At 41.5% G+C, this 20,879-nt stretch carries 19 protein-coding genes, 1 tRNA gene and 1 rRNA gene; 18 read left to right on the top strand and 3 right to left on the bottom strand.

Features of this window, described 5'->3' with window-relative positions; genetic code table 11:
* Positions 1–61 precede the first annotated feature (61 nt).
* Both BUB92_RS07925 and BUB92_RS07920 read left to right on the top strand, forming a co-directional pair.
* The gene (locus BUB92_RS07925; RefSeq protein WP_073092551.1) at positions 62–841 is read left to right on the top strand and encodes a dihydroorotate dehydrogenase electron transfer subunit; all 780 of its coding nucleotides are present in this window, start codon (positions 62–64) and stop codon (positions 839–841) included.
* A 16-nt stretch (positions 842–857) separates the two neighbouring features.
* Positions 858–1,808: a dihydroorotate dehydrogenase gene (locus BUB92_RS07920; RefSeq protein ID WP_073092547.1), complete on the top strand. Its 951-nt coding sequence runs from the start codon at positions 858–860 to the stop codon at positions 1,806–1,808.
* Between the two features lie 27 nt (positions 1,809–1,835).
* Here BUB92_RS07920 and BUB92_RS07915 read toward each other — a convergent pair whose 3' ends face one another.
* Positions 1,836–3,137: an acetyl-CoA hydrolase/transferase family protein gene (locus tag BUB92_RS07915; RefSeq protein WP_073092544.1), complete on the bottom strand. Its 1,302-nt coding sequence runs from the start codon at positions 3,135–3,137 to the stop codon at positions 1,836–1,838.
* A 137-nt stretch (positions 3,138–3,274) separates the two neighbouring features.
* Here BUB92_RS07915 and pyrF point away from each other — a divergent pair, with 137 nt between their 5' ends.
* The 5 genes from pyrF to BUB92_RS07890 all read left to right on the top strand — a co-directional run bounded on the left by pyrF (position 3,275) and on the right by BUB92_RS07890 (position 8,822).
* Positions 3,275–3,994, top strand: a complete 720-nt coding sequence (gene pyrF / locus BUB92_RS07910) for an orotidine-5'-phosphate decarboxylase (RefSeq protein ID WP_143156901.1) — start codon at positions 3,275–3,277, stop codon at positions 3,992–3,994.
* Positions 3,995–3,997: 3 nt separating this feature from the next.
* On the top strand, positions 3,998–4,573 hold the full coding sequence (gene pyrE, locus BUB92_RS07905) for an orotate phosphoribosyltransferase (protein WP_073092538.1): 576 nt from the start codon (positions 3,998–4,000) through the stop codon (positions 4,571–4,573).
* A 24-nt stretch (positions 4,574–4,597) separates the two neighbouring features.
* Positions 4,598–4,891: a hypothetical protein gene (locus tag BUB92_RS07900; RefSeq protein ID WP_073092535.1), complete on the top strand. Its 294-nt coding sequence runs from the start codon at positions 4,598–4,600 to the stop codon at positions 4,889–4,891.
* A 158-nt stretch (positions 4,892–5,049) separates the two neighbouring features.
* Positions 5,050–6,765 carry an acyl-CoA dehydrogenase family protein gene (locus BUB92_RS07895; protein WP_073092532.1) on the top strand — a complete coding sequence of 572 codons (1,716 nt, stop codon included), beginning with the start codon at positions 5,050–5,052 and terminating at the stop codon, positions 6,763–6,765.
* A 188-nt stretch (positions 6,766–6,953) separates the two neighbouring features.
* Positions 6,954–8,822 (top strand): AMP-dependent synthetase/ligase, encoded by a 1,869-nt coding sequence (locus BUB92_RS07890; RefSeq protein ID WP_084728412.1) that lies wholly within the window; start codon positions 6,954–6,956, stop codon positions 8,820–8,822.
* Between the two features lie 128 nt (positions 8,823–8,950).
* On the opposite strand, the gene BUB92_RS07885 is transcribed toward BUB92_RS07890, so the two are convergent.
* A complete protein-coding gene (locus BUB92_RS07885) occupies positions 8,951–10,759 on the bottom strand; it encodes an Rqc2 family fibronectin-binding protein (protein WP_073092529.1) in 1,809 nt (602 codons plus the stop codon).
* A gap of 177 nt (positions 10,760–10,936) precedes the next feature.
* Between BUB92_RS07885 and BUB92_RS07880 the strand changes: the two genes are divergently transcribed.
* Complete coding sequence (locus BUB92_RS07880; RefSeq protein ID WP_073092526.1) at positions 10,937–11,356, top strand: hypothetical protein; 420 nt, start codon at positions 10,937–10,939, stop codon at positions 11,354–11,356.
* Positions 11,357–11,394: 38 nt separating this feature from the next.
* Here BUB92_RS07880 and BUB92_RS07875 read toward each other — a convergent pair whose 3' ends face one another.
* A complete protein-coding gene (locus BUB92_RS07875) occupies positions 11,395–11,832 on the bottom strand; it encodes a universal stress protein (RefSeq protein WP_073092523.1) in 438 nt (145 codons plus the stop codon).
* A 136-nt stretch (positions 11,833–11,968) separates the two neighbouring features.
* Here BUB92_RS07875 and dapB point away from each other — a divergent pair, with 136 nt between their 5' ends.
* The 10 genes from dapB to BUB92_RS07825 all read left to right on the top strand — a co-directional run.
* Positions 11,969–12,769, top strand: a complete 801-nt coding sequence (gene dapB, locus BUB92_RS07870) for a 4-hydroxy-tetrahydrodipicolinate reductase (RefSeq protein WP_073092518.1) — start codon at positions 11,969–11,971, stop codon at positions 12,767–12,769.
* 156 nt (positions 12,770–12,925) lie between these two features.
* Complete coding sequence (gene dpsA, locus BUB92_RS07865) at positions 12,926–13,840, top strand: dipicolinate synthase subunit DpsA (protein WP_073092515.1); 915 nt, start codon at positions 12,926–12,928, stop codon at positions 13,838–13,840.
* Between the two features lie 18 nt (positions 13,841–13,858).
* Positions 13,859–14,470, top strand: a complete 612-nt coding sequence (locus BUB92_RS07860) for a dipicolinate synthase subunit B (protein ID WP_073092512.1) — start codon at positions 13,859–13,861, stop codon at positions 14,468–14,470.
* Positions 14,471–14,549: 79 nt separating this feature from the next.
* Complete coding sequence (asd, locus tag BUB92_RS07855; RefSeq protein ID WP_073092568.1) at positions 14,550–15,548, top strand: aspartate-semialdehyde dehydrogenase; 999 nt, start codon at positions 14,550–14,552, stop codon at positions 15,546–15,548.
* A gap of 14 nt (positions 15,549–15,562) precedes the next feature.
* A complete protein-coding gene (gene dapG, locus BUB92_RS07850; protein ID WP_073092509.1) occupies positions 15,563–16,789 on the top strand; it encodes an aspartate kinase in 1,227 nt (408 codons plus the stop codon).
* Between the two features lie 17 nt (positions 16,790–16,806).
* A complete protein-coding gene (dapA, locus tag BUB92_RS07845) occupies positions 16,807–17,685 on the top strand; it encodes a 4-hydroxy-tetrahydrodipicolinate synthase (RefSeq protein WP_073092506.1) in 879 nt (292 codons plus the stop codon).
* A gap of 190 nt (positions 17,686–17,875) precedes the next feature.
* Positions 17,876–19,540 carry a ribonuclease J gene (locus BUB92_RS07840; protein WP_073092502.1) on the top strand — a complete coding sequence of 555 codons (1,665 nt, stop codon included), beginning with the start codon at positions 17,876–17,878 and terminating at the stop codon, positions 19,538–19,540.
* An 87-nt stretch (positions 19,541–19,627) separates the two neighbouring features.
* Positions 19,628–19,701: transfer RNA gene (locus BUB92_RS07835), tRNA-Gln, on the top strand.
* A gap of 138 nt (positions 19,702–19,839) precedes the next feature.
* Positions 19,840–20,511 carry a sporulation protein YunB gene (gene yunB / locus BUB92_RS07830; protein ID WP_073092499.1) on the top strand — a complete coding sequence of 224 codons (672 nt, stop codon included), beginning with the start codon at positions 19,840–19,842 and terminating at the stop codon, positions 20,509–20,511.
* A gap of 219 nt (positions 20,512–20,730) precedes the next feature.
* A 16S ribosomal RNA gene (locus BUB92_RS07825) occupies positions 20,731–20,879 on the top strand; the annotation flags it as partial.

Here is a 20,879-nt window from a genome sequence, read left to right as displayed (position 1 = left end):
TCAAAAAGGGGATGCTCTACATCCCCTTTTTGAAGGAATGGAGAAATGGAGGTATCAGGTTATGCCTACACTGGAGAAAGGGCTGGTTATTCTTCACAACAGGCTGGCAAGGGATTTTTATGAAATAGAACTGGTTGCTCCGCTTATTGCTTCTTCCTGTAAGCCAGGACAGTTTGTGCATGTAAAAGTGGGGGGGACTATGGACCCTTTGCTTAGAAGACCTTTAAGCATTTATGATGTAGACAAAAAACTGGGCAGTATAACCCTTCTCTATAAAGTAGTAGGGAGGGGAACGGAACTATTAACCAGGGTAGGGGTTAAAGAGAATATTGATATTATGGGCCCTTTGGGAAGAGGTTTTTCGCTGGCCGACAACCAGCATGTACTTCTGGTAGGAGGGGGGGTAGGAATAGCACCCCTGGTGTATTTGGCCCGGGCAGCGAAGGAAAAAGGCTGCCAGGTTACAGTTTTATATGGGGCGGAAAAGAGGGGAGAACTGGTGGCCTTTGAACGTTTGCGCAAACTGGAAGTTGATTTGATGGTAGCTACCCGGGATGGCAGTGCCGGACATAAGGGGTTAGTGGCGGATCTTTTGCATCCCAAATTTCTTCCTCCTAAGATAGACTTTATATATACCTGCGGACCTGAGCCTATGATGGCCCTGGTTAAGAAATATGCCGAAGAGAATGGAATACCGGGAGAGGTATCGCTGGAAGAGCATATGGCCTGCGGGGTAGGAGCCTGTTTGGGATGTGCCCGCAAGTTAAAGCCTGATGATGAATATTATGTCAAGGTATGCAAGGATGGCCCGGTATTTAGAATGGATGAGATGGTGTTATAGGGAAGGAGGCTTTACCGTGCAAAGCAGTTTTAATAAGGCAGGGGTTAAGGAAGATGTCGATATCTCCGTAGATCTGGGGGGACTGAAGCTTAAAAATCCGGTGGTGGTGGCTTCAGGTACTTTCGGCTACGGGCTGGAATATGAGGATTTTTTAGATATATCAGCAATCGGAGCGGTAATAGTCAAAGGTACTACTCTGGAGCCGCGAAGTGGAAATCCTTCTCCCCGTATTGCGGAAACTCCAGCGGGAATGCTTAATGCTATAGGTCTTGAAAATCCGGGGGTAGATGTTTTTCTTAAAGAATATCTCCCTCGTCTCAGGGATAAGGGGGTTACGGTTATTGTCAACATTGCCGGCAATACGGTGGAAGAATATGCGCGGATGGCAGCAAAAATCGAGGGGAATGAAGGAGTAGCTGCTATTGAGCTTAATATTTCCTGCCCCAATGTTAAAAAAGGTGGTTTGCAGTTTGGCACCCATCCGGATACGGTAAAAGAAGTGGTGGAGGCGGTAAAGAAAGAGACTTCGCTTCCGGTTTTACCCAAACTTTCTCCTAATGTAACCGATGTAGTGGAAATAGCAAAAGCTGCCCAGGCAGGCGGAGCCGATGCGCTCTCCATGATAAATACCCTGCTGGGGATGGCTATTGATATAAAAAAGAAAAAACCGGTTTTGGCTAATATTTTTGGAGGCTTGTCAGGACCGGCTATAAAACCAGTGGCTTTGCGCATGATTTATCAGGTTTATAAGGAAGTAGACCTGCCGATTTTAGGCGGAGGAGGGATTATGAGCAGCGAGGATGCGGTAGAGTTTATACTGGCTGGAGCCAGTGCCGTTTCTATTGGCACCGGAAATTTTGTGAACCCTCGCCTGGCTTTAGAAGTGGTTGAAGGTATAAGGAATTATTTGCAGGAGGAAAATATAAGATCAGTACGGGAATTAACCGGGATGGCAGTTATAAAATAAAAGATGCAGGATAACCTGCACCTTATATCATATGAGGTTCATTTTGCGGGCATGGAATTTAAGTTCGTCGCGGAAATTCGGATGGGCAATGGATATTAAAAGTTCAGCCCTCTGTTTTTGCGACTTGCCGCGCAGCCTTACCGCACCATATTCGGTTACGATATAATCGACATCATTGCGCCCTACGGTTACTACTGCTCCTGGCTTGAGACAGGGAACTATTCGGGAAATAGTGTGGTTCTTGGCTGTGGAAGGAAGGGCTAAAATAGCTTTGCCTTCGGGAGCTTTGACTGCTCCCCGGCAGAAATCAACCTGCCCGCCGGACCCGCTGTAATGCTGGTAACCAATAGCCTCTGAAACGCACTGGCCGAAAAGGTCAACTTCCAGGGTGGCATTTATAGCTGTCATTTTGTAGTTGGCGGCAATAGTTCTTACATCATTGGTATAATCAACAGGATATAGTTCTACCAGAGGATTTTCGTGGCAGTAATTATATATCTTATCTGTTCCTACCAGGGTGGTGCCGATGATTTTCCCTTTATGAATAGATTTTTTGTGGTTGGTGACGGCGCCACATTCTACCAGGTCTACCATGGCATCAACCAGTATTTCAGTGTGGATCCCTAAATCCTTTTTCTCCTTGAGAAACTCGGACATAGCCATGGGAATAGCGCCAAAGCCCAGTTGAACCGTGGAGGCATCCTCAATTAGTTCAGCAATATGGTAGCCGATTTGCTTTTGAATTTCATCGGGCATGGCCGATTTTATTTGCGGCATGGGACAGGTGTTCTCTATAATACAGTCTACTTCGGAAATATGTACAAAGGTGTTGCCGTAGGTTTTAGGCATGTTGGCATTAACTTCAAATATGACGGTGCGCGCTCTTTTTATGGCCTCAAAGGCATAACATACGGAAGCCCCCAGGGAAAAATATCCGCGGTCGTCCATGGGGCTTACAGCGGCGATATATACATCAAGCGGTACCAGGCCGTCTCGCATGAGGTAACAGGCATCATGGAAGTGCTGTGGTGTATAATCGGCCCATCCTTCATTGACTGCTTGCCGGGTTTTTTTGCCGGAAAACCAGGAATTATGGCGTACATGAGGTACATTTTCCGGGGTAAGATAGGTATATTCCCGGGTAGGAAGCATTTGCATAATAGTCACATTGTTAAAAGACCTGGCATTTTGGCCTATAGCTTCCAAAAGGGCAGGAGGTTCTCCAGCACACAGGGCACAGTAGACATGGTCACCATCTTTTATAAGCTTTATTGCTTCATCAGCCGTAGTAAGTTTTTGCTGGTATTCGCGATGCCAGCGGTTAGCCATGGATTTAATCCCTCCCCATAGTTTAATAAGGTAATATGTATAAAAATATATAATGATATTACGTTAATGTAAAGTATGTAAAATAAAAAATACATTATACGCCGATAAGGTTTATAATGTTAAAGGAGGTAATTTTTTTGCAGGCAAAAGAAAGGATTATACTGGCCCTGGATGTAGCCACCAGGGAAGAAGCCTTACAGCTGGTAAAAGAATTAAAAGATCATGTGGGGGCTTTTAAGATAGGAATGCAGCTTTTTAACAGCACCGGTCCGGATATAGTAAAGGCAGTAAATGATCTGGGAGGGCGGGTTTTTGTTGATTTGAAGTTTCATGATATTCCTAATACGGTAGCTGAAGCAGGTAAGGTTATGACACGCCTGGGATGTTATATGTTTAATGTACATGCTGCCGGGGGAAGGGAAATGATGAGAAAGCTGGCGGAGGAAGTAGAAAAAGAAGCGCAAAATTTAGGCCTCATTCCTCCTATTACCCTGGCGGTTACAGTTCTCACCAGTATTTCCCAGAGAGAACTGGAAGAAGATATGCTGATTAAGGGCTTGCAGGTAGAAGAGGTAGCTGTAAGATGGGCAGTTATGGCTAAGGAAGCAGGTATAAAAGGGGTTGTATGTTCTCCGCATGAAATTAGAGCGATAAGAGAAGCCTGCGGGCCTGATTTCAAAATAGTAACTCCCGGTATACGGCCAGCCTGGTCGGAAAAAAATGACCAGAAAAGGATAACCACCCCCAAAGAAGCCCTGGAATTAGGAGCTGATTATATGGTGATAGGAAGGCCGATAACGAAAGCTGATAATCCCAAAGAAGCGGCGCAAAAAATTATAAAAGAACTGGAGGGGTAATCTATGCTGACCCATGAAGAAGCAGTAAAAATTTTTACCCAGGCAGGGGCTTTGCTAAATGGACATTTTATACTTACTTCCGGGCGTCACAGCAATCAGTACATGCAGTGTGCTCTAGTTCTTCAATATCCCCAGTACACGGAAAAGCTGGCCCGGCATTTAGCGGAAAAATTCCAGGGAGAAAATGTTGATATCGTAATCGGGCCGGCTATGGGGGGGATTATTGTTGCTTATGAAGTAGGAAGGCAGTTTGGAGTTCCGGCTATTTTTACCGAGAGAAAAGACGGGATTATGCAGCTCAGGCGCGGTTTTACCATAAAACCGGGGCAAAAGGTTCTGGTGGTAGAAGATGTAGTGACTACCGGCGGTTCAGTACGCGAAGTTATCGAAGTAGTTGAAAAAAGCGGAGGAATAGTAGTTGGGGTGGGGGTACTGGTAGATCGGAGTGGAGGCAGTGTAGATTTTGGCGTGCGCAAAGAAGCTGTACTTACTATGCATATTGAATCCTTTGAACCTGATAACTGTCCGTTATGCCGGGAAGGACTGATACCGGCAGTTAAACCAGGGAGCCGCAGCTAAATTTTATGGCCAGGGGTGAGGTTTTTGCGGGTTTTTTTGAATGGACAGGAGCTGGAGTTTGTAGAAGGCGGTTATGAATATGTTTTTTTGAAACCGTATAAACGCTGTGTGCAGGATAAAGTAGTAAAAGATGGCCGCGAGCTTTATATTCAATACTATGACAATGGTGTGCGCATAAGGACCCTGATAACCCCAAAAGAGATTACTACTCTGATAAACAGGGATGTGGCAGTTGATCATAAAAACCGCAAGATATATATACTGGAAGAAGGTAATCAGGTTCTAAGACATGATGATGGGACGGTAGAGGTTATATAAGTGGGGAGAGAGCCGGGCAGAAGGCCCGGTTTATTTTTTTGGCAAATTTATTTAATAAATTACTATTAAAATCTGTTTTGTGTGATATAATATGAATAAGAATTTTCGATTAGTAATAAATTGCTGGTGAGGAAATTTTATTGCGGGGAGGTTTTAATGTGAACTTATTGCTTAATCCCAAACAGTACCGGGATAGAAACTATCCGGATGAGCGTTCAAAAGAAATTATGCTCAAGACGATTGAATGGTTTGAAAACAAAGGGCTGGCAGCGCAAAAAGAAGCCTACCACAATCGCGAATTCTGCAATGATTTCAAAGAATTCGTAACCAAAGAAGGATTTTTTGAAACCTTGTTTCTACCTAAAGGATATGGCTCTGACCCGAATCAGTATTACAGCACCTACCGTCTTTATGAGTTTTCGGAAATATGCGGTTTCTATGGCAGTGGCTACTGGTACACCTTCCATGTGTCCCATCTAGGATTGATTCCTGTCCTGCTGGGTGACAATGAAGAAGCCAAACATAGAGCGGCCAGAATATTGAAAGAAAATCCCCTCTGTGCCTTTGGCCTTTCGGAACAGGAACACGGTGCCGACATTTATTCCACGGAAACTATGCTTTATCCTCAAGGAGATGGAACCTATGTAGCGAGAGGCAGAAAATACTACATAGGTAATGGAAATGTTGCTAATATAATATCAGTTTTTGGCAAATTTGCTGATACCGGAGAATATGTATTTTTCCTGGTTGATTCCCAGCATCCGAGATTTGAATGTGTAAAAAATATCATCGATTTTAACCAGCAGTTTGTGGCCGAATTTATTTTGCATGATTATCCTATAACAGAAGCTGATATCCTCTCCCGTGGCCAGAAAGCATGGGATGATATGCTCAATACGATAAATATCTGTAAATTTAATATAGGCTCGGGATCTACCGGGGTCGCTACTCATGCCTTCTATGAAGCTTTAAACCATGCTTATCACCGTATAATTTATGGCAAAAGGGTTACCGATTTTCCGCATATCAGGCGTCTTTTCATGGATTCCTGGTTGCGCCTCATAGCTATGAAACTTTTTGGTCTTAGAGCTACTGATTATATGCGGATGGCTAATGAAAATGACAAAAGGTATCTCCTCTACAATCCTTTGATGAAAATGAAGGTTTCTACCGAGGCGGAAAGAACTATTGAGCAGCTATTTGATATTATAGCTGCCAAGGGGTTTGAAAAAGATACCTACTTTGAACAGGCAGCGGTAGAAATAAAAGGATATCCTAAACTGGAAGGAACCCGTCATGTAAACATGGCTCTGGTAGCTAAACTTATTCCTAGCTATATGTTTATGCCCCAGCCTTTTGAAGAATTTGGCAGAATAACTGACAATCGCAATGATGATTTCCTGTTCCGGCAGGGACCTACCCGTGGTTATGCCAAGACCAGGTTCCATGATTATAATATTGCTTACAACAGCGTATCTCATCTGCCTAATGTTAAGATATTCATGGAACAGATTGAAGCTTTCAAAGAGTACCTTATGGTTTCTGGACAGGATTTGGCCAAACAGATGGAAGATTTTGATTATCTGCTGGGAGTAGGTGAATTGTTTACTCTGATACCTTATGGCCAGCTGATTATTGAAAGTGCCAAGATAGAAGGAGTAAAAGATGAGGTGATGAATCAGCTCTTTGACCTCTTTATCAGAGACTTTTCCGCTTATGCCGTAAATCTCTACGGGAAATATCAGAATACGGATGCTCAGCTGGAAAAGATTATGAAGATGATAAAAAGGCCGGTGCCCAACCGGGAAGAATTTGAAAAGGTGTTGCAGGAAGAAGTTTACAGCCTGGTTGATGTTTATCGTCAGAATCCGTAAAAAAGATTGCCGGGGCTGTCAGCAGTTTTTGCTGGCAGCTTTTTTATTGGGATTTTTTAAACTAGTGCCTTAAGATAAGGCTTTATCTCCTTATGAAATATTCAGGCATAAAATTACGTTTTATATAATACAATAACCAATATTTATGATATAATTATTACGAATAGCAATAAAAAGGAGGGAGAGGTATGGCAATCCCTAAAAAGGCCAGGGATTACCAGAAAGAGCTGGATAGTTTTATAAGGGAGAATAAAACCCTGGCTAACCTTATACTTAAAAATACCAAAAAGTTTGCCCAGCATGATGCTTTGAAGCAGAAGGTAAAAGGAAAATGGGTTATCACCAAGTGGAAAGATTTTGGAGAACAGGTACGAGCTGCTGCTAAAGGGATTTTGGAACTTGATCTTCTTAAACCTGGAGAGATGGGAGGAATTTTTTCCGCTAACCGTGCTGAATGGCATATTGCCGATGTGGCAATTTTGGCTGTGCGCGGGGTATCAGTTCCTATCTATGCCACTAATTCCAGCGAAGAAGCCTTATATATTGTCGAAGATGCCGAAATTAAAGTGCTTTTTGTGGGAGATCAGGTGCAGTATGATAAAGCTAAACAGATAAGGAAAAAGTCAGGATATCTTAAAAAGATCATCGCTCTGGATCGGGACATAAAAATCGAGGGAGAAGACAGCCTGTATCTAGATGAACTTATAGCCATCGGACGTAATTCTTCACGCGAGCCCGAACTGGAAAAACGCTTGCAGGAAGCAAATCCTGATGACCTTCTTACCCTTATCTACACTTCAGGTACTACCGGTGCTCCTAAAGGTGCCATTCATTCCCACCGCAGTTTTATGGGCGGCATATATCCATCTTTAACGCGTTTTCCCCATGTAGGTCCAGGATATGTAACTATGGCTATCCTTCCTTTAAGCCATGTTTTTGAACGCATGTGGTCTTATGGGGCTATGACGGTAGGCATGTGTGTTGCCTATTGTCCTGATCCCAAACAATTTTTGGAATATGTGACCGAAATAAAGCCCCACTTTATGTGCAGTGTCCCCAGGATTTGGGATAAAGTATATGGTACGATTCAGGAAGGCTTGAAGACTGCTCCCCCTTTAAAAGCCAGACTTTTTAAATGGGCGGAAAAAACAGCTCTGGAAGTTTACCGCTTAAAAGCTGCCCGGAAGACCCCCTCTCTGGTTTTGCGGTTTAAACATGCTGTGGCCAGGAAGCTGGTTATATCTAAAGTGCATAAAACCCTGGGAACCGAAAATTGTGATGTATACCATGTAGGAGGAGCTGCTTTTGCCCCTGATGTTAATGAGTTTTTCTTTGCTTTTGAGATAAATACTATACAAGGTTATGGACTTACCGAATTTTTCCCGGTAGCGGTTGGTTTTGACGGCCATGGAATTCCAGGTATGTGCGGGCCTATGCTTCCTCTTTGTCAGGCCAGGATTTCTGATGAAGGAGAGATCCAGCTTAAAGGCCCCATGTGTATGCTGGGATATTATAAAAAGCCGGAAGCAACTAAAGAATGTTTTACCGAAGATGGCTGGTTTAAAACGGGTGATATAGGCAAGATAGAACAGGTAGAAAAAGATGGGGAAACTTTTAGCTATATTAAGATAACTGACCGCATAAAAGATATTATAATTACAGCTGGCGGCAAAAACATCTCGCCCCAGCAGATTGAAAGCTTATTCGGGGATGAGCTTTTTATCGAACAGATTGTGGTAGTAGGTGAAGGCAAGAAATTCATATCGGCTCTGGTGGTTCCGAATTTTGTTATCCTTGAGGACTACTGCCAGAAAAATAATATACCTTACCATTCACGGGAAGATATCGTAAAACATCCATCTATCATAAAGATGTATGAAGAAATTATCGAAAAGCGGACGGTTTCTCTGGGACAGGTGGAAAAAATCAAGAAATTTACTCTCCTTACCAAAGAACTGACACAGGAAGACGGTGAGCTTACTCCCACTCTTAAAGTCAAGCGTAAGGTAATTAACCAGAAATATGCAGAAATTATAGACAAAATGTATAAGGAATAATTTCAAATTTTAAACTGTACTGGTAGTGATGAGAATTTGCCAGAAGAAAGATGAAAACTGCTCTCAGAAGGGTTTACCTGAGAGCAGTTTTCCCTTTAACGGCGAAAATAAGCACTTACTTTCTTTGCTTATAAGGAGGATGGTTGACCATAAGTATCTGTATATTGTTCCGCTAGTAGTTTTTTTATCCTTTCATCCTGGGGATTAGCCATAATAGTCCAGTAATTATCATATATAACCATACCTGGTTTGGCCCCTGACGGTTTTTTAACATTAATGCGGAAGGTATAATCAACCGGAACTTTGTCTGCTTCTTTGGCTTTACTGTAATAGGCTGCCAGGGCAGCAGCTTCTTCCAGAGTAGCATCAGGTACTTCATGGATAGTTTTTATTTTCGGCGGCAGTTTTACTATTACATGGGTACCTGGTATATCTTTGGTATGTAGCCACAGATCGTTTTTATCTGCCAGCTTTAGAGTTAATATATCATTTTGCCTATTATTGCGGCCTACCAGTATTTCCAGGCCATCAGAAGAAATAAAGCGACGGGGAGCACTTTTGCCGGTTTTATGGGAGCTCCTTTTCTTTTTTTCCTTGATATAACCTTCTTTTTCTATTTCTTCGATTATTTCTTCCAGCTCTTCCAGTTTTTCGGCTTCTCTTATGGCTACAGCTACAGATTCCAGATAATCAATCTCTTCCTGGTTTTTGCGCATAAGTTCTTCCAGGTGTTTGAGCGCATTGCGGCTCTTGTTGTAAATTTTAAAATACCTCTGGGCATTTTGCACCGGGCTATAACGAGGATCAAGCTCTATTTCCACTTTTTCCCCGGTGTAAAAATCTTCGAGCACGGCTTTGGTATCTCCTTTTTTGTACTGATGAGCATAAGCTGTGAGGAGTTCTCCCCATTCTTTGTATTTTTTGTTTTCTTCTGCCCGGCTAAAATCCTGCTTAAGGTGTTCCTGTTTTTTGTATGCCTTGTTAAGAAACTCACGCAGGTTTTTAAGGATATTAGTCTTTAATGATTCTAATCTTATAAGGCGCATTTTTTCCTTAAAGAATTCATCACAGGCGGCATTCATGGAAGTGAAAGTTTTGGTCCCTACCCGGAGGGAAGTGCCTATAGGAAAAGGAGCAAAATCCAGCGGATTATGGCTGTTTTTATAGATTACGGTAGGGGTATAATTTTTGCTGTCTATGTTATGCAGTATCTCCTGGACTTTATTATATATTCTGCTTAGTTCATATTCCCCGCATTCTTCAGCTGACATATGAGGATCTATGCCTGCATTTATGCATATTTCTTCTGCTGATTTGGGGCTTATTCCTGAATAAGTGTTAAAAAGAGCTTCTCCTACCGTTTTATCATGGTTTTTCCATACATAAGTGACAAAATCTTCAAAAGAGGAAGTTGACGGGTTTAATTTGTCCTGTGGGGGAGGGGCTATATATTCTTTGCCTGGCAGCACTTCCCGGTAAGAACTTAGTTCACTCCCGTATTTTTTTATAGCGTCTATTATAGTATTAGTTTCTGGATTGATAAGTATTATATTGGCATGGCGGCCGGTAAATTCACAGATCAGGGTTTTGGGCTTCCATTCCCGGAAATCATCCAGGGCTTCTATTTCTATATGGACAACCCGCTCAAAGTCTACCTGCTTTACTGCTTTTATTTTCCCTCCTTCCAGGTACTTGCGCAGCAACATACAAAAAGAAGGAGGAACACTTGGATTTTCCATGCGATCTGTAGTTATATGCATACGAGCCCATTTGGCATTGGCGGAAATAAGCAATTTATGGGTACTGCCTTTATATTTTCTTACGGTCAGAATGATTTCATCTTTTTCCGGTTGATAGATTTTGTCTATACGGGCTGACAAGAGTTCTTCATTGAGTTCCGAGACTATAGCTTTTATGGTAAAACCGTCGAAAGGCATGTAAACTCCTCCTTTACCACCAAAAGTATAGCATTTAATCATCAGCTTGTACAAGTAAGGGGGAATAGAAAGCAGTTGGCGAAAGTTTTATAAAATTATAGAGGAATATTTTTATATTTAGCGAACTAAAACTAGAGAAGGAGATGTTTTAGTTTTAGAGGTTAGGAATGAAGAAAAATGATGGTAGGCAATTTTTATAAAAATATTCTGGATAAGGTATTGCTGCTGGAGAAAGCCAAGAAAGATTTAAGCCGGCAGATTTTACTCTGCCGGGAAGATAAAAAGCGGCTAGGTTTAATACGGCAATTTTTCCAGTATGAGCTGAACCGGCATGAACTTTTTGAACATGCAGCCGTGGCGGCTATGAATAATGATGATAAAAAGGTGCTTAAAGATATAGCACGTTTTTATAATATAGATAATGAAAATGAAGTTTTAGCAGCTATAAGATCAGAAATTAACATAACCAGAAAATTCATCAGTAGCCTGGAAAAAGTTATAAAATATCCCAGATTTGCAAGTTTTAGCGAGAGAAGGCTGGTTAAAGAGATAGAAAAATATATTCTGGAAAAAGCCAGACTATATATGAAACTTTAAAAGAGCTTGCTTTGCGCAAGCTCTTTTCAGGTAGAGGGTTATTTTATCACCAGTACCGGAATGTTTACGAGGCGGGTTACCTTATCGGTTACGCTGCCAAAAGCCAGCTCCTGAAATTTATTGAGCCGGCGGCTGCCCATAATTATAAGGTCAAATTGCCCGTCATTTTCAATCAAGTCAAGAATGAGGGAAGCAGGATCTCCGCCTGCTTTTTTTATGGTACAGGGTATGTTATGGTCAGCAAGCATCTTCTGGTATTTTTCCAAGACTTGGAGAGATTCCGCTCTTAATTCGTCTAATTTTTCTGCACTGTGGAGTTTGGTTATGTCTACCCCGCTGGTATCGTAGACATTAAAGAGCACCAGGTTATCAATTACTCCTGCCTGATAAAGTTCGATAGCTTTTTGCACAGCTCTTTCTGACTGGGGAGAATCGTTGACGGGAAGTAGTGTCTTATGAAAAAGGGGTTTATCCAAAATAATTCCTCCTCTTCATATATAGAATATTGGAGATAAATGCAGGATTCATTTTATGTATACAATTATAGCAAACCTTGACTAGGCTGGCAAAATAATATAAAACTATTTTTTAAGGAGAATGGGAGGTAGGTATATGGAAAATAAGATACGGGTTATAGTAGCTGGAGCACTGGGCAAAATGGGACGGGAAACTTTAAAAGCCGTAAATGCTGATAAGGAATTGGAACTGGTAGGAGCAGCGGATGTAAAATTCAGTGATGCGAATATGAAGGAAGAGGGGATTTTAGCTGGTCTTAATATTCCCTGTTATCCTGATCTGGAAAGGCTGATTAATGAGGTAAAGCCTGATGTTATGGTCGATTTTACCAATCCCCAGGCTGTTTTTGGTAATGCCAAAATAGCTTTACAAAATAAGATTACCTGTGTAATAGGGACTACTGGCCTGAAAGATATAGAATTAGAACAGCTGGAAAAGCTGGCTTATGCCAATGAAACGGGAGTTGCGGTTATACCTAATTTTGCTATTGGGGCGGTTTTGATGATGAAATTTGCCCGCGAAGCTGCCGAGTATTTTTCCGATGTAGAGATAATAGAGCTGCACCATGATCAAAAAATGGATGCTCCTTCGGGTACGGCCATAAAAACGGCAGAACTGATAAATGAAAGATGGGGGATACGGCCACCGCGTGCCGTAAGGGAATTGGAAAAAATACCCGGGTGTCGGGGAGGAAATCTGGGAAATATACGCATACATAGTGTGCGCTTGCCCGGCCTGGTTGCTCATCAAGAAGTTATATTTGGAGGCCCCGGGCAGAGCCTTACTATAAGACATGATTCTTTTGACCGAGCAGGTTTTATGCCGGGAGTCGTGATGGTTATAAAGAAAATGGCGGGAAGAAAAGGCCTGGTTTACGGGATGGAAAACCTGCTTTAAATGTGAGGAACAAAAGAGAGAACCAGGAGCTTTTTCCGGGTTCTCTTTATTTATCTAACCTCCTTTGCTACCCCTTAGACAAGCACCAGTAATAATACTTTTACATATACTGCTATTAATTGTAGCCCTAAAAAAGACCCAAAGGGGGATATTTTTATGAGTTCAGTACTTTCCGGAACAAAAATTGCTGTTCTGGGGGGAGATGACCGCGAAATTATTTTAATATCTGAACTGGTCAAAATGGGAGCAACAGTAGTGGTAGCAGGTTTCCCTAAAGAGAAGGTGGGTCATGGCGCATTTGTCGTGAAAAATGCAGAAGAAGCGTGCAAGGATGCTCAGGTAGTTATTCTTCCTTTGCCTGGTACCGACAATGAAGGAGTGGTAAGAGCAGTATATGCAGAAGAAAAGCTGGTGTTAACCGAAAAAGCGATACAAAGGCTGGCCTCCCATGCTCTGGTAATAATAGGCTCAGCCCGACCTTATCTTAAGGAATGGGCCAAGAAATACAATTTTACCCTGCTGGAAGTAATAGAAATGGATGAGCTTGCTATTTTGAATTCTATACCTACCGCCGAAGGAGCTATCAAGATTGCCATAGAGGAAACCCCTATAACTATTCACGGCAGCAAAACTTGTGTTATAGGTTTTGGACGGGTAGGTATTACTCTGGCTCGGGTTTTGAAAGCCTTGGGAGCAGATGTTACGGTAGTAGCACGCAATGGAGGCCAGCTGGCAAGAGCTTATGAAATGGGTTGTATACGGGCAGATTTCAGCAGTTTACGCGATGTTATAAGCCATACTGATATATGCTTTAATACTGTACCTGATATGGTCCTGACCAAAGATATATTAAAGTATGCTAATCCCGATATAGTAATAATTGATCTTGCTACCCAACCAGGTGGTACCGATTTTGAAGCTGCCAATAGGTATGGCTTAAAAGCTATCCTTGCGCCAGGACTTCCAGGAAAAGTTGCTCCGGTTACGGCAGGAAAAATTTTAGCCGATTTTATACCGCGGCTGATTATTGATGAATTAACCAGGATGGATAAGGGGTTGCTTTTTGGTTAAGAGGGAGGTTAGATCAAGGTGCAGGAAGCTAAAAAGGCTCGCCTTAAGGGCGTTAAGATTGGGGTAGTGCTTACTGGGTCCCACTGTACGGTGGCGGAGGTTATTCCGGAAATTAAAGCTTTAAAAGAAGAAGGTGCTGAGATTTATCCTATTTTTTCCTATACCGTAGACGAAACTGATAATCGATTTTACAAAGTAGAGGATTTGAAAAAACAGATAAAGGAAATAACTGAGCACAATATAATTAATACTATAGTAGGTGCCGAACCTATTGGTCCCCATAAACTTCTGGATATTTTGCTGGTAGCTCCAGCTACGGGTAATACTATAGCTAAGCTAGCTAATGGAATAGTAGATACCCCTGCCTTAATGGCTATTAAAGCCCAGCTGCGTAATCAGAGACCGGTAGTAATTGCTATATCTACTAATGATGCTTTAGGGATTAATGCAAGAAATATAGGTATGCTTCTTAATATGAAAAATATATATTTTGTACCGTTCAGACAGGATAATCCAGTAGAAAAAGCTAATTCTCTGGTAGCACAAATGGATAAGATTGTGGATACAATTATTTTAGCTTTACAGGGTAAACAGATTCAGCCGGTGCTTTTAGGTCCGGCTAATTGTTGAGCCTTTTAAAGCTATTATGCTAGAATAGCAATTAGATATTTTTTACAGGAGGTAGTTTAAAGTGGCAAAAGAGGTAACAATGGCGATAGTTGGCGCTACAGGAGCTGTAGGGCAGGAAATGATGAAGGTGCTTGCGGAACGGGATTTTAAAATAGATGAACTTATATGTTTGGCTGATCCTAGAGAAGAAGGAACCCAACTTAAATTTAAAGATGAAGTGATTACGGTACAGAAGGTGACAGAAGAGGCTTTTAGAAAAGCTGATATTGCTCTGTTTGCGGTAGGAACGGAGATAAGTAAAGAGCTGGCACCTATAGCCGTAAAAAATAATTGTGTAGTCATAGACAACAGCTATGCATTTAGATTAGAAGAAGGTGTTCCTTTAGTAGTTCCGGAAGTAAATGCTGAAGATATCAAGAGTCATAAAGGAATAATTGCCAATCCCAATTGTTCTACTATAATTATGACGGTGGCTATTAATCCCATCCATAAGGAGTATGGGCTAAAAAGAGTAGTAGTGTCAACTTATCAAGCTGTATCCGGAGCGGGAAAAGCAGGTATTGATGAACTAGATGAGCATATAAAGGCTTATATGAAGGGAGAAGAGATGAAACCTTCGGTATTCCAGTATCCTATCGCTTTTAACCTTATCCCGCATATAGATGTGTTTGTAGAACATGATTATACCAGGGAAGAAATGAAAATGGTGTGGGAAACTAGGAAGATAATGCACCTGCTTGATTTGAAAATTGCTGCTACTGCAGTTAGAGTACCGGTTTACCGAAGCCATTCGGAGTCTATAAATTTAGAAACCTATAAACCGGTAACTCCGGAGGGAGTACGGGAAGTATTATCCAGGGCTCCCGGCGTAATAGTCCAGGATAATCCGCAGGAGAAGCTTTATCCTATGCCTCTTTATACATCGCATAAAGATGAAGTCTTTGTAGGGAGAATAAGAAAAGATATTTCAACTGAAAATGGTATTGCTATGTGGGTGGTAGCTGATCAGATAAGAAAAGGAGCTGCTACCAATGCTGTGCAGATAGCGGAGATTGTTGTCAAGGATAACCTTTATTAAGAGGGTGTTAAATTTTGCGCATAATTGTTCAGAAGTTCGGAGGAACTTCGCTTGCTACTCTCGAATTAAGAAAGAGGGTTTGCGATATAATTGCTGCCACTAAAAAAGATGATATTGGCGTAGTGGTAGTAGTATCGGCTATGGGAAGGACAGGAGATGTTTATGCCACTGATACATTTATAAATATGGTTAAGGAAATAAACCCTTCTCCATCGCCTCGAGAATTAGATTTGATAATGGCATGTGGGGAAATTATTTCTGGGGTACTTTTGGCCAGCCAGCTTAGCTTTAGAGGAATTAAGGCAAGATTTTTCACCGGCCAGCAGGCAGGTATAGTTACCGATAGTAATCATGGAAATGCCCATATATTATATGTAAATCCCAAAAATATCATAAATTGCCTTAAGGAAGGTATAGTGCCCGTAGTTGCTGGTTTTCAGGGAGTAGATGAAAAAGGCGAAATTACTACCTTAGGAAGAGGGGGCAGCGATACTACCGCTGCCGCTTTAGGAGTAGCACTTAATGCTGAAGTTATTGACATTTTTACTGATGTCGAAGGGGTTATGACTGCTGACCCCCGCATAGTAAAAGATGCCAAATTGCTCAATGTGGTAACTTATAATGAAATCTGTCAGCTGGCTCGTGAAGGAGCTAAAGTTATACATCCCCGGGCCGTAGAGATTGCTATGCAAAAGAGTATACCCTTGAGGGTAAGGTCAACTTTTAGCGACCATACCGGTACCCTGGTAGCCAATGTAATGACAGGAACTCTAGATACGGTTAAACTAATAAGCGATAATTTAATTACCGGTGTTACCTATACATCCAATATTTCACAGTTTAAAATTGATATCAGTACGGTACAGGATAAAAAAGGATATGAACTTAAGATATTTAAGTCTCTGGCCTTAGCAGGTATAAGTGTTGATTTTATAAATATTCAACCAGAAGTTATCCTTTTTACTGTGGGGATGGAAAACACCAGAAAGGCCATAGAGGTTTTGGAAAATATAGGTATACATCCCGAGGTAGAACTTGATTGTGCCAAGGTAGCCGTAGTAGGAGCAGCTATGACAGGAATTCCAGGAGTTATGGCCAAGGTAGTGGAAGCTTTAAGTGAAAATGATATACCTATATTACAATCAGGCGATTCATATACCAATATATGGTGTTTAGTTAAGAGAGAACATATGGAGACAGCAGTTAAAGCTTTGCATGATAAATTTGAATTAGGTAAGTAAGAGGGGGATGGTAAAAAATGTTGGCACCTAGGTTGATGACGGCTATGATAACTCCTTATGACCAGAATCTCCATGTGAATTATGCCAAAGCTGCTGAACTGGCCAGGTATTTGGCGGATAATGGCAGTGAAGGGATTGTAGTTAGCGGAACTACTGGCGAATCTCCGGTTCTTACCAAAGAAGAAAAGCTTCTGCTGTTTAAAACGGTTAAGGAGGCAGTAGGAGACAGGGTAAAGGTATGGATGGGAACCGGGTCCAATGATACCAGACAATCCATTGAATTGAGCCGGGAAGCCGAAAAGTTAGGAGCCGATGGGGTAATGCTGGTTTGCCCTTATTATAATAAACCGACCCAGGAAGGGCTTTATCAGCATTTTAAGGCGATTGCCGAAAGTGTTTCCCTGCCGGTTATGCTTTATAATGTACCAGGACGTACCGCTTCTAATCTTTTGCCGGAAACAGCAGCCAGATTAGCAGCTATTGAGAATATTACCGCTATAAAAGAAGCCAGTGGTGATATGGATCAAATTTCCAAGCTGATACGCCTTTTACCGGATAAAGTTTTGGTATATTCGGGTGATGACTCATTGACCCTTCCTATTATGTCTTTAGGTGGTTATGGAGTTATAAGTATTGCTTCCCATTTAGTAGGGAATGATATAAAAGAGATGATAGATGCGTTTGTAAGTGGTGATGTAAAGAAAGCGGCTGCTCTGCATCTCAAGTTGTTCCCGTTATTTAAAGGGCTTTTTGTTACTACCAATCCAATACCGGTGAAAGAAGCTTTAAATTTAAGAGGGATGCAGGTGGGAGGATTCAGGTTACCTCTTACCAGTATAGGAGAAAAAGAGAAAGAGTTTCTAGCGGAACTTTTAAAACAGTATAATTTGCTTTAAAATTTAACATCTATAAAAATTAGTAGATAGATTTTTCATCTATTACTAATTTTTATTGTTGTTTCATGGAAAAAAATATATATAATGGCAATTTAATGATTTTTTATTTGTTGTATTGCTAAAATACTTGGTCTATAATTAGATGAGTGGGTAAAGGGCGGCTGAAAATTTAATATAAGGAGGTGAAGAGGTGTCAGAGCATGAAGCCAGGCTTCACATAATTCCTCTGGGCGGTTTGGGGGAAATTGGGAAGAATATGCTGGCTATCAGGTACCAGAACACCATAGTTGTCATTGATGCCGGGCTGATGTTTCCTGAAGAAGAGCTTTTAGGCATAGATGTAGTTATTCCTGATATAAGCTATCTAGTTGAAAATCGGGAAAAAGTAAAAGCTATAATCCTAACCCATGGCCATGAAGATCATGTAGGAGCTTTACCCTATGTTTTGAAAGAGATAAATGTTCCGGTTTATGGGAGCAGGCTTACTTTAGGAATGATTGAGGGGAAATTAAAGGAGCATCAGCTTAATGATGTAAAACTTCATGTAGTTAATCCTCGAGACAAGGTACAGATTGATGATATTATATTAGAATTTTTCCGCGTAAGCCACAGTATTCCGGATTCTCTAGGGGTTGCTCTGCATACTCCTTTGGGAATAGTTTTGCATACCGGAGATATAAAACTTGATCAAACTCCGGTTGATGGACAAGTTGTTGATTTTAGAAAACTCGCAGAGCTGGGCGAAAAAGGTGTTCTGGTAATGCTGGGAGACAGCACTAATGCAGATAAAACCGGTTTTACCATGTCCGAAAAGGTAGTCGGCAATACGTTCGATGAACTTTTTGGCAAATGTGAAGGGCGGATTATAGTAACTACCTTTGCGTCTAATGTGCATCGCATTCAGCAGGTTATATCTACTGCGGCTAAATATGGACGAAAAGTTTCGGTGATAGGCCGCAGCATGGTTAATAATGTGGAAATTGCTCAAAGGTTGGGCTATATGGATATTCCGGAAGGAATAATGATAGAAATGGAGGATATAGACAAATATCCCCCCCAGGAAATAGTTATTGTTACTACCGGTTCCCAGGGGGAACCGATGTCGGCTTTAACCCGCATGGCAACAGCAGATCACCGCTGGGTAGGGATAAGACCGGGAGATACGGTAATTATTTCAGCTACTCCTATACCGGGAAATGAAAAGCTGGTGGCCAAGACGGTGGATCTCCTTTTTAGACAGGGAGCCGAGGTTATTTACGAGCGGGAAATGGGAGTACATGTTTCTGGACATGCCGCTCAGGAAGAATTGAAGATATTGCTTAACCTCATAAGACCTCGCTATTTTATTCCGGTACATGGAGAATACCGGCATTTAATGAAACATGCCAAGCTTGCTGAAAGCCTCGGTATACCGCGTCATCGAATATTTGTGGCTGAAAATGGCAGTATAATTGAAGTTGGCAGGAAAAAGGCTTGTATTGCGGGCAAGGTGCCGGCAGGAAGGATTTTAGTCGACGGCCTGGGAGTAGGAGATGTCGGAAATATCGTCTTGCGTGACCGCAAACAGCTTTCGCAGGATGGGATTATGATAGTGGTAGTTACCATAAATCGTGACCAGGGACAGGTTGTGGCAGGACCTGATATAGTAACCCGTGGTTTCGTTTATGTGCGTGAATCAGAAGAACTGATAGAGGATGCTAAAGCTAGAGTCAAAGAAGCTTTAGATTTCTGCGAGAAACGTAATATTACCGAATGGGCGGTTATTAAAGCTCAGATTCGGGACAAATTAAGCAAACATTTATTTGATAAAACAGGCCGCCGTCCCATGATATTGCCTATAATTATGGAGATTTAATAATTGGTTAAAATATTAAAAGGGCTTTGACAAAGAATATTTTATGTATTATAATAAGTAACGCGTGGACAATGAGATGAAGTTTGCAGCCGGATGGTGTAGTGGTAGCACAACTGACTCTGGATCAGTTGGCCAGGGTTCGAATCCTTGTCCGGCTGCCATATATACGAAAATAAAGCCGAGGATTTAGTCTTCGGCTTTTTCTTTTTTCTGCTACTTTTATTATATCCGCTTTTTACAAAGTGTTCACCAAACGGCTATTTTTCTCATATATATTTATCACGGAGGTGGAAATATATATGAGAAAAAGGCTTAGAAGCAGGAAGTGGCGATGGATAATAATATGGATAATACTTGCCGTGGTGGCGTTTATATATGTTGATTTGAGGATACAGAAAAGTTTATTGGAAATTGCCAAATCTAAAGCACAAATTAGAGGAGTGGAAATGATAAATAAGATAGTAAATGATAAGGTGGTAGCGCAAATTAAATATGAAGACCTGGTGATAGTGCATAAAGATGATAAAGGGCATGTGGTTTTACTACAACCTAATACCATAATGTTTAATAAAATGATGAGCAATACAGTAATAGAAATAACTGCTTCCCTAAATGAGCTGAAGGAAGAAAGCATACCTATACCGCTAGGGCAACTTACAGGGTCGAAAATGCTGGCAGCAGCAGGACCTAGATTTAATGTCCGCATAATTCCTGCCGGGCAGGTAAATGTTGAGGTGATGGATAAGTTTGAACAGGCAGGTATAAATCAAACTCGTCATTTAATTTATTTTCAAATAGATCATACATTAAGGATAGCAGTTCCCTTTATGGCTGATGAAATAAAAGTAAGGAGCACTATCCCTCTGGCCGAAACCATAATAATAGGAGATGTGCCTCAAACTTATGTTCATTTTAAAGGAGAGAAGGAATTTTTATATCCTTTCATAAAAAATAAGGATTTACGGGAATAGGATTAGGTTTTAACGGGAATGATGACAGAAAAGATAAAAAAACCTAAAAAAAACAGTTGACAGGAGTAGGGGGAGGGTGATAATATAATTCTTGCGCGACGCGGGGAGCGGGTCGCGGGATCTTGATAAAACTGAACAGCAAGGCAAGCGTGCGGGAGCAATTTGAGGATAGAAAGCCTTGAAAAGCTAGGGAAGCTAGGATAGGTAAGGATTTAGTATTTGAAGGAGAGTTTGATCCTGGCTCAGGACGAACGCTGGCGGCGTGCCTAACACATGCAAGTCGGACGGGGTATTTAAGAGGAATCTTTCGGGAGGAATCTTAAATACCTAGTGGCGGACGGGTGAGTAACGCGTGAGCAACCTACCCA

This window comes from Thermosyntropha lipolytica DSM 11003, assembly GCF_900129805.1.
GTDB lineage: Bacteria > Bacillota > Syntrophomonadia > Syntrophomonadales > Syntrophomonadaceae > Thermosyntropha > Thermosyntropha lipolytica.
Note: the sequence above shows the minus strand (reverse complement) of the source record. Positions and strands in the feature narration are given on the sequence as shown.

Bases quoted from the DNA above. Each gene is read 5' to 3' on its own strand.
- BUB92_RS07925 (WP_073092551.1), top strand. From the start codon at position 62: ATGCCTACACTGGAGAAAGGGCTGGTTATTCTTCACAACAGGCTGGCA.
- BUB92_RS07915 (WP_073092544.1), bottom strand. From the start codon at position 3,137: ATGGCTAACCGCTGGCATCGCGAATACCAGCAAAAACTTACTACGGCT.
- pyrE (WP_073092538.1), top strand. From the start codon at position 3,998: ATGCTGACCCATGAAGAAGCAGTAAAAATTTTTACCCAGGCAGGGGCT.
- BUB92_RS07890 (WP_084728412.1), top strand. From the start codon at position 6,954: ATGGCAATCCCTAAAAAGGCCAGGGATTACCAGAAAGAGCTGGATAGT.
- BUB92_RS07885 (WP_073092529.1), bottom strand. From the start codon at position 10,759: ATGCCTTTCGACGGTTTTACCATAAAAGCTATAGTCTCGGAACTCAAT.
- BUB92_RS07880 (WP_073092526.1), top strand. From the start codon at position 10,937: ATGATGGTAGGCAATTTTTATAAAAATATTCTGGATAAGGTATTGCTG.
- dapB (WP_073092518.1), top strand. From the start codon at position 11,969: ATGGAAAATAAGATACGGGTTATAGTAGCTGGAGCACTGGGCAAAATG.
- dpsA (WP_073092515.1), top strand. From the start codon at position 12,926: ATGAGTTCAGTACTTTCCGGAACAAAAATTGCTGTTCTGGGGGGAGAT.
- asd (WP_073092568.1), top strand. From the start codon at position 14,550: ATGGCGATAGTTGGCGCTACAGGAGCTGTAGGGCAGGAAATGATGAAG.
- dapA (WP_073092506.1), top strand. From the start codon at position 16,807: ATGTTGGCACCTAGGTTGATGACGGCTATGATAACTCCTTATGACCAG.
- yunB (WP_073092499.1), top strand. From the start codon at position 19,840: ATGAGAAAAAGGCTTAGAAGCAGGAAGTGGCGATGGATAATAATATGG.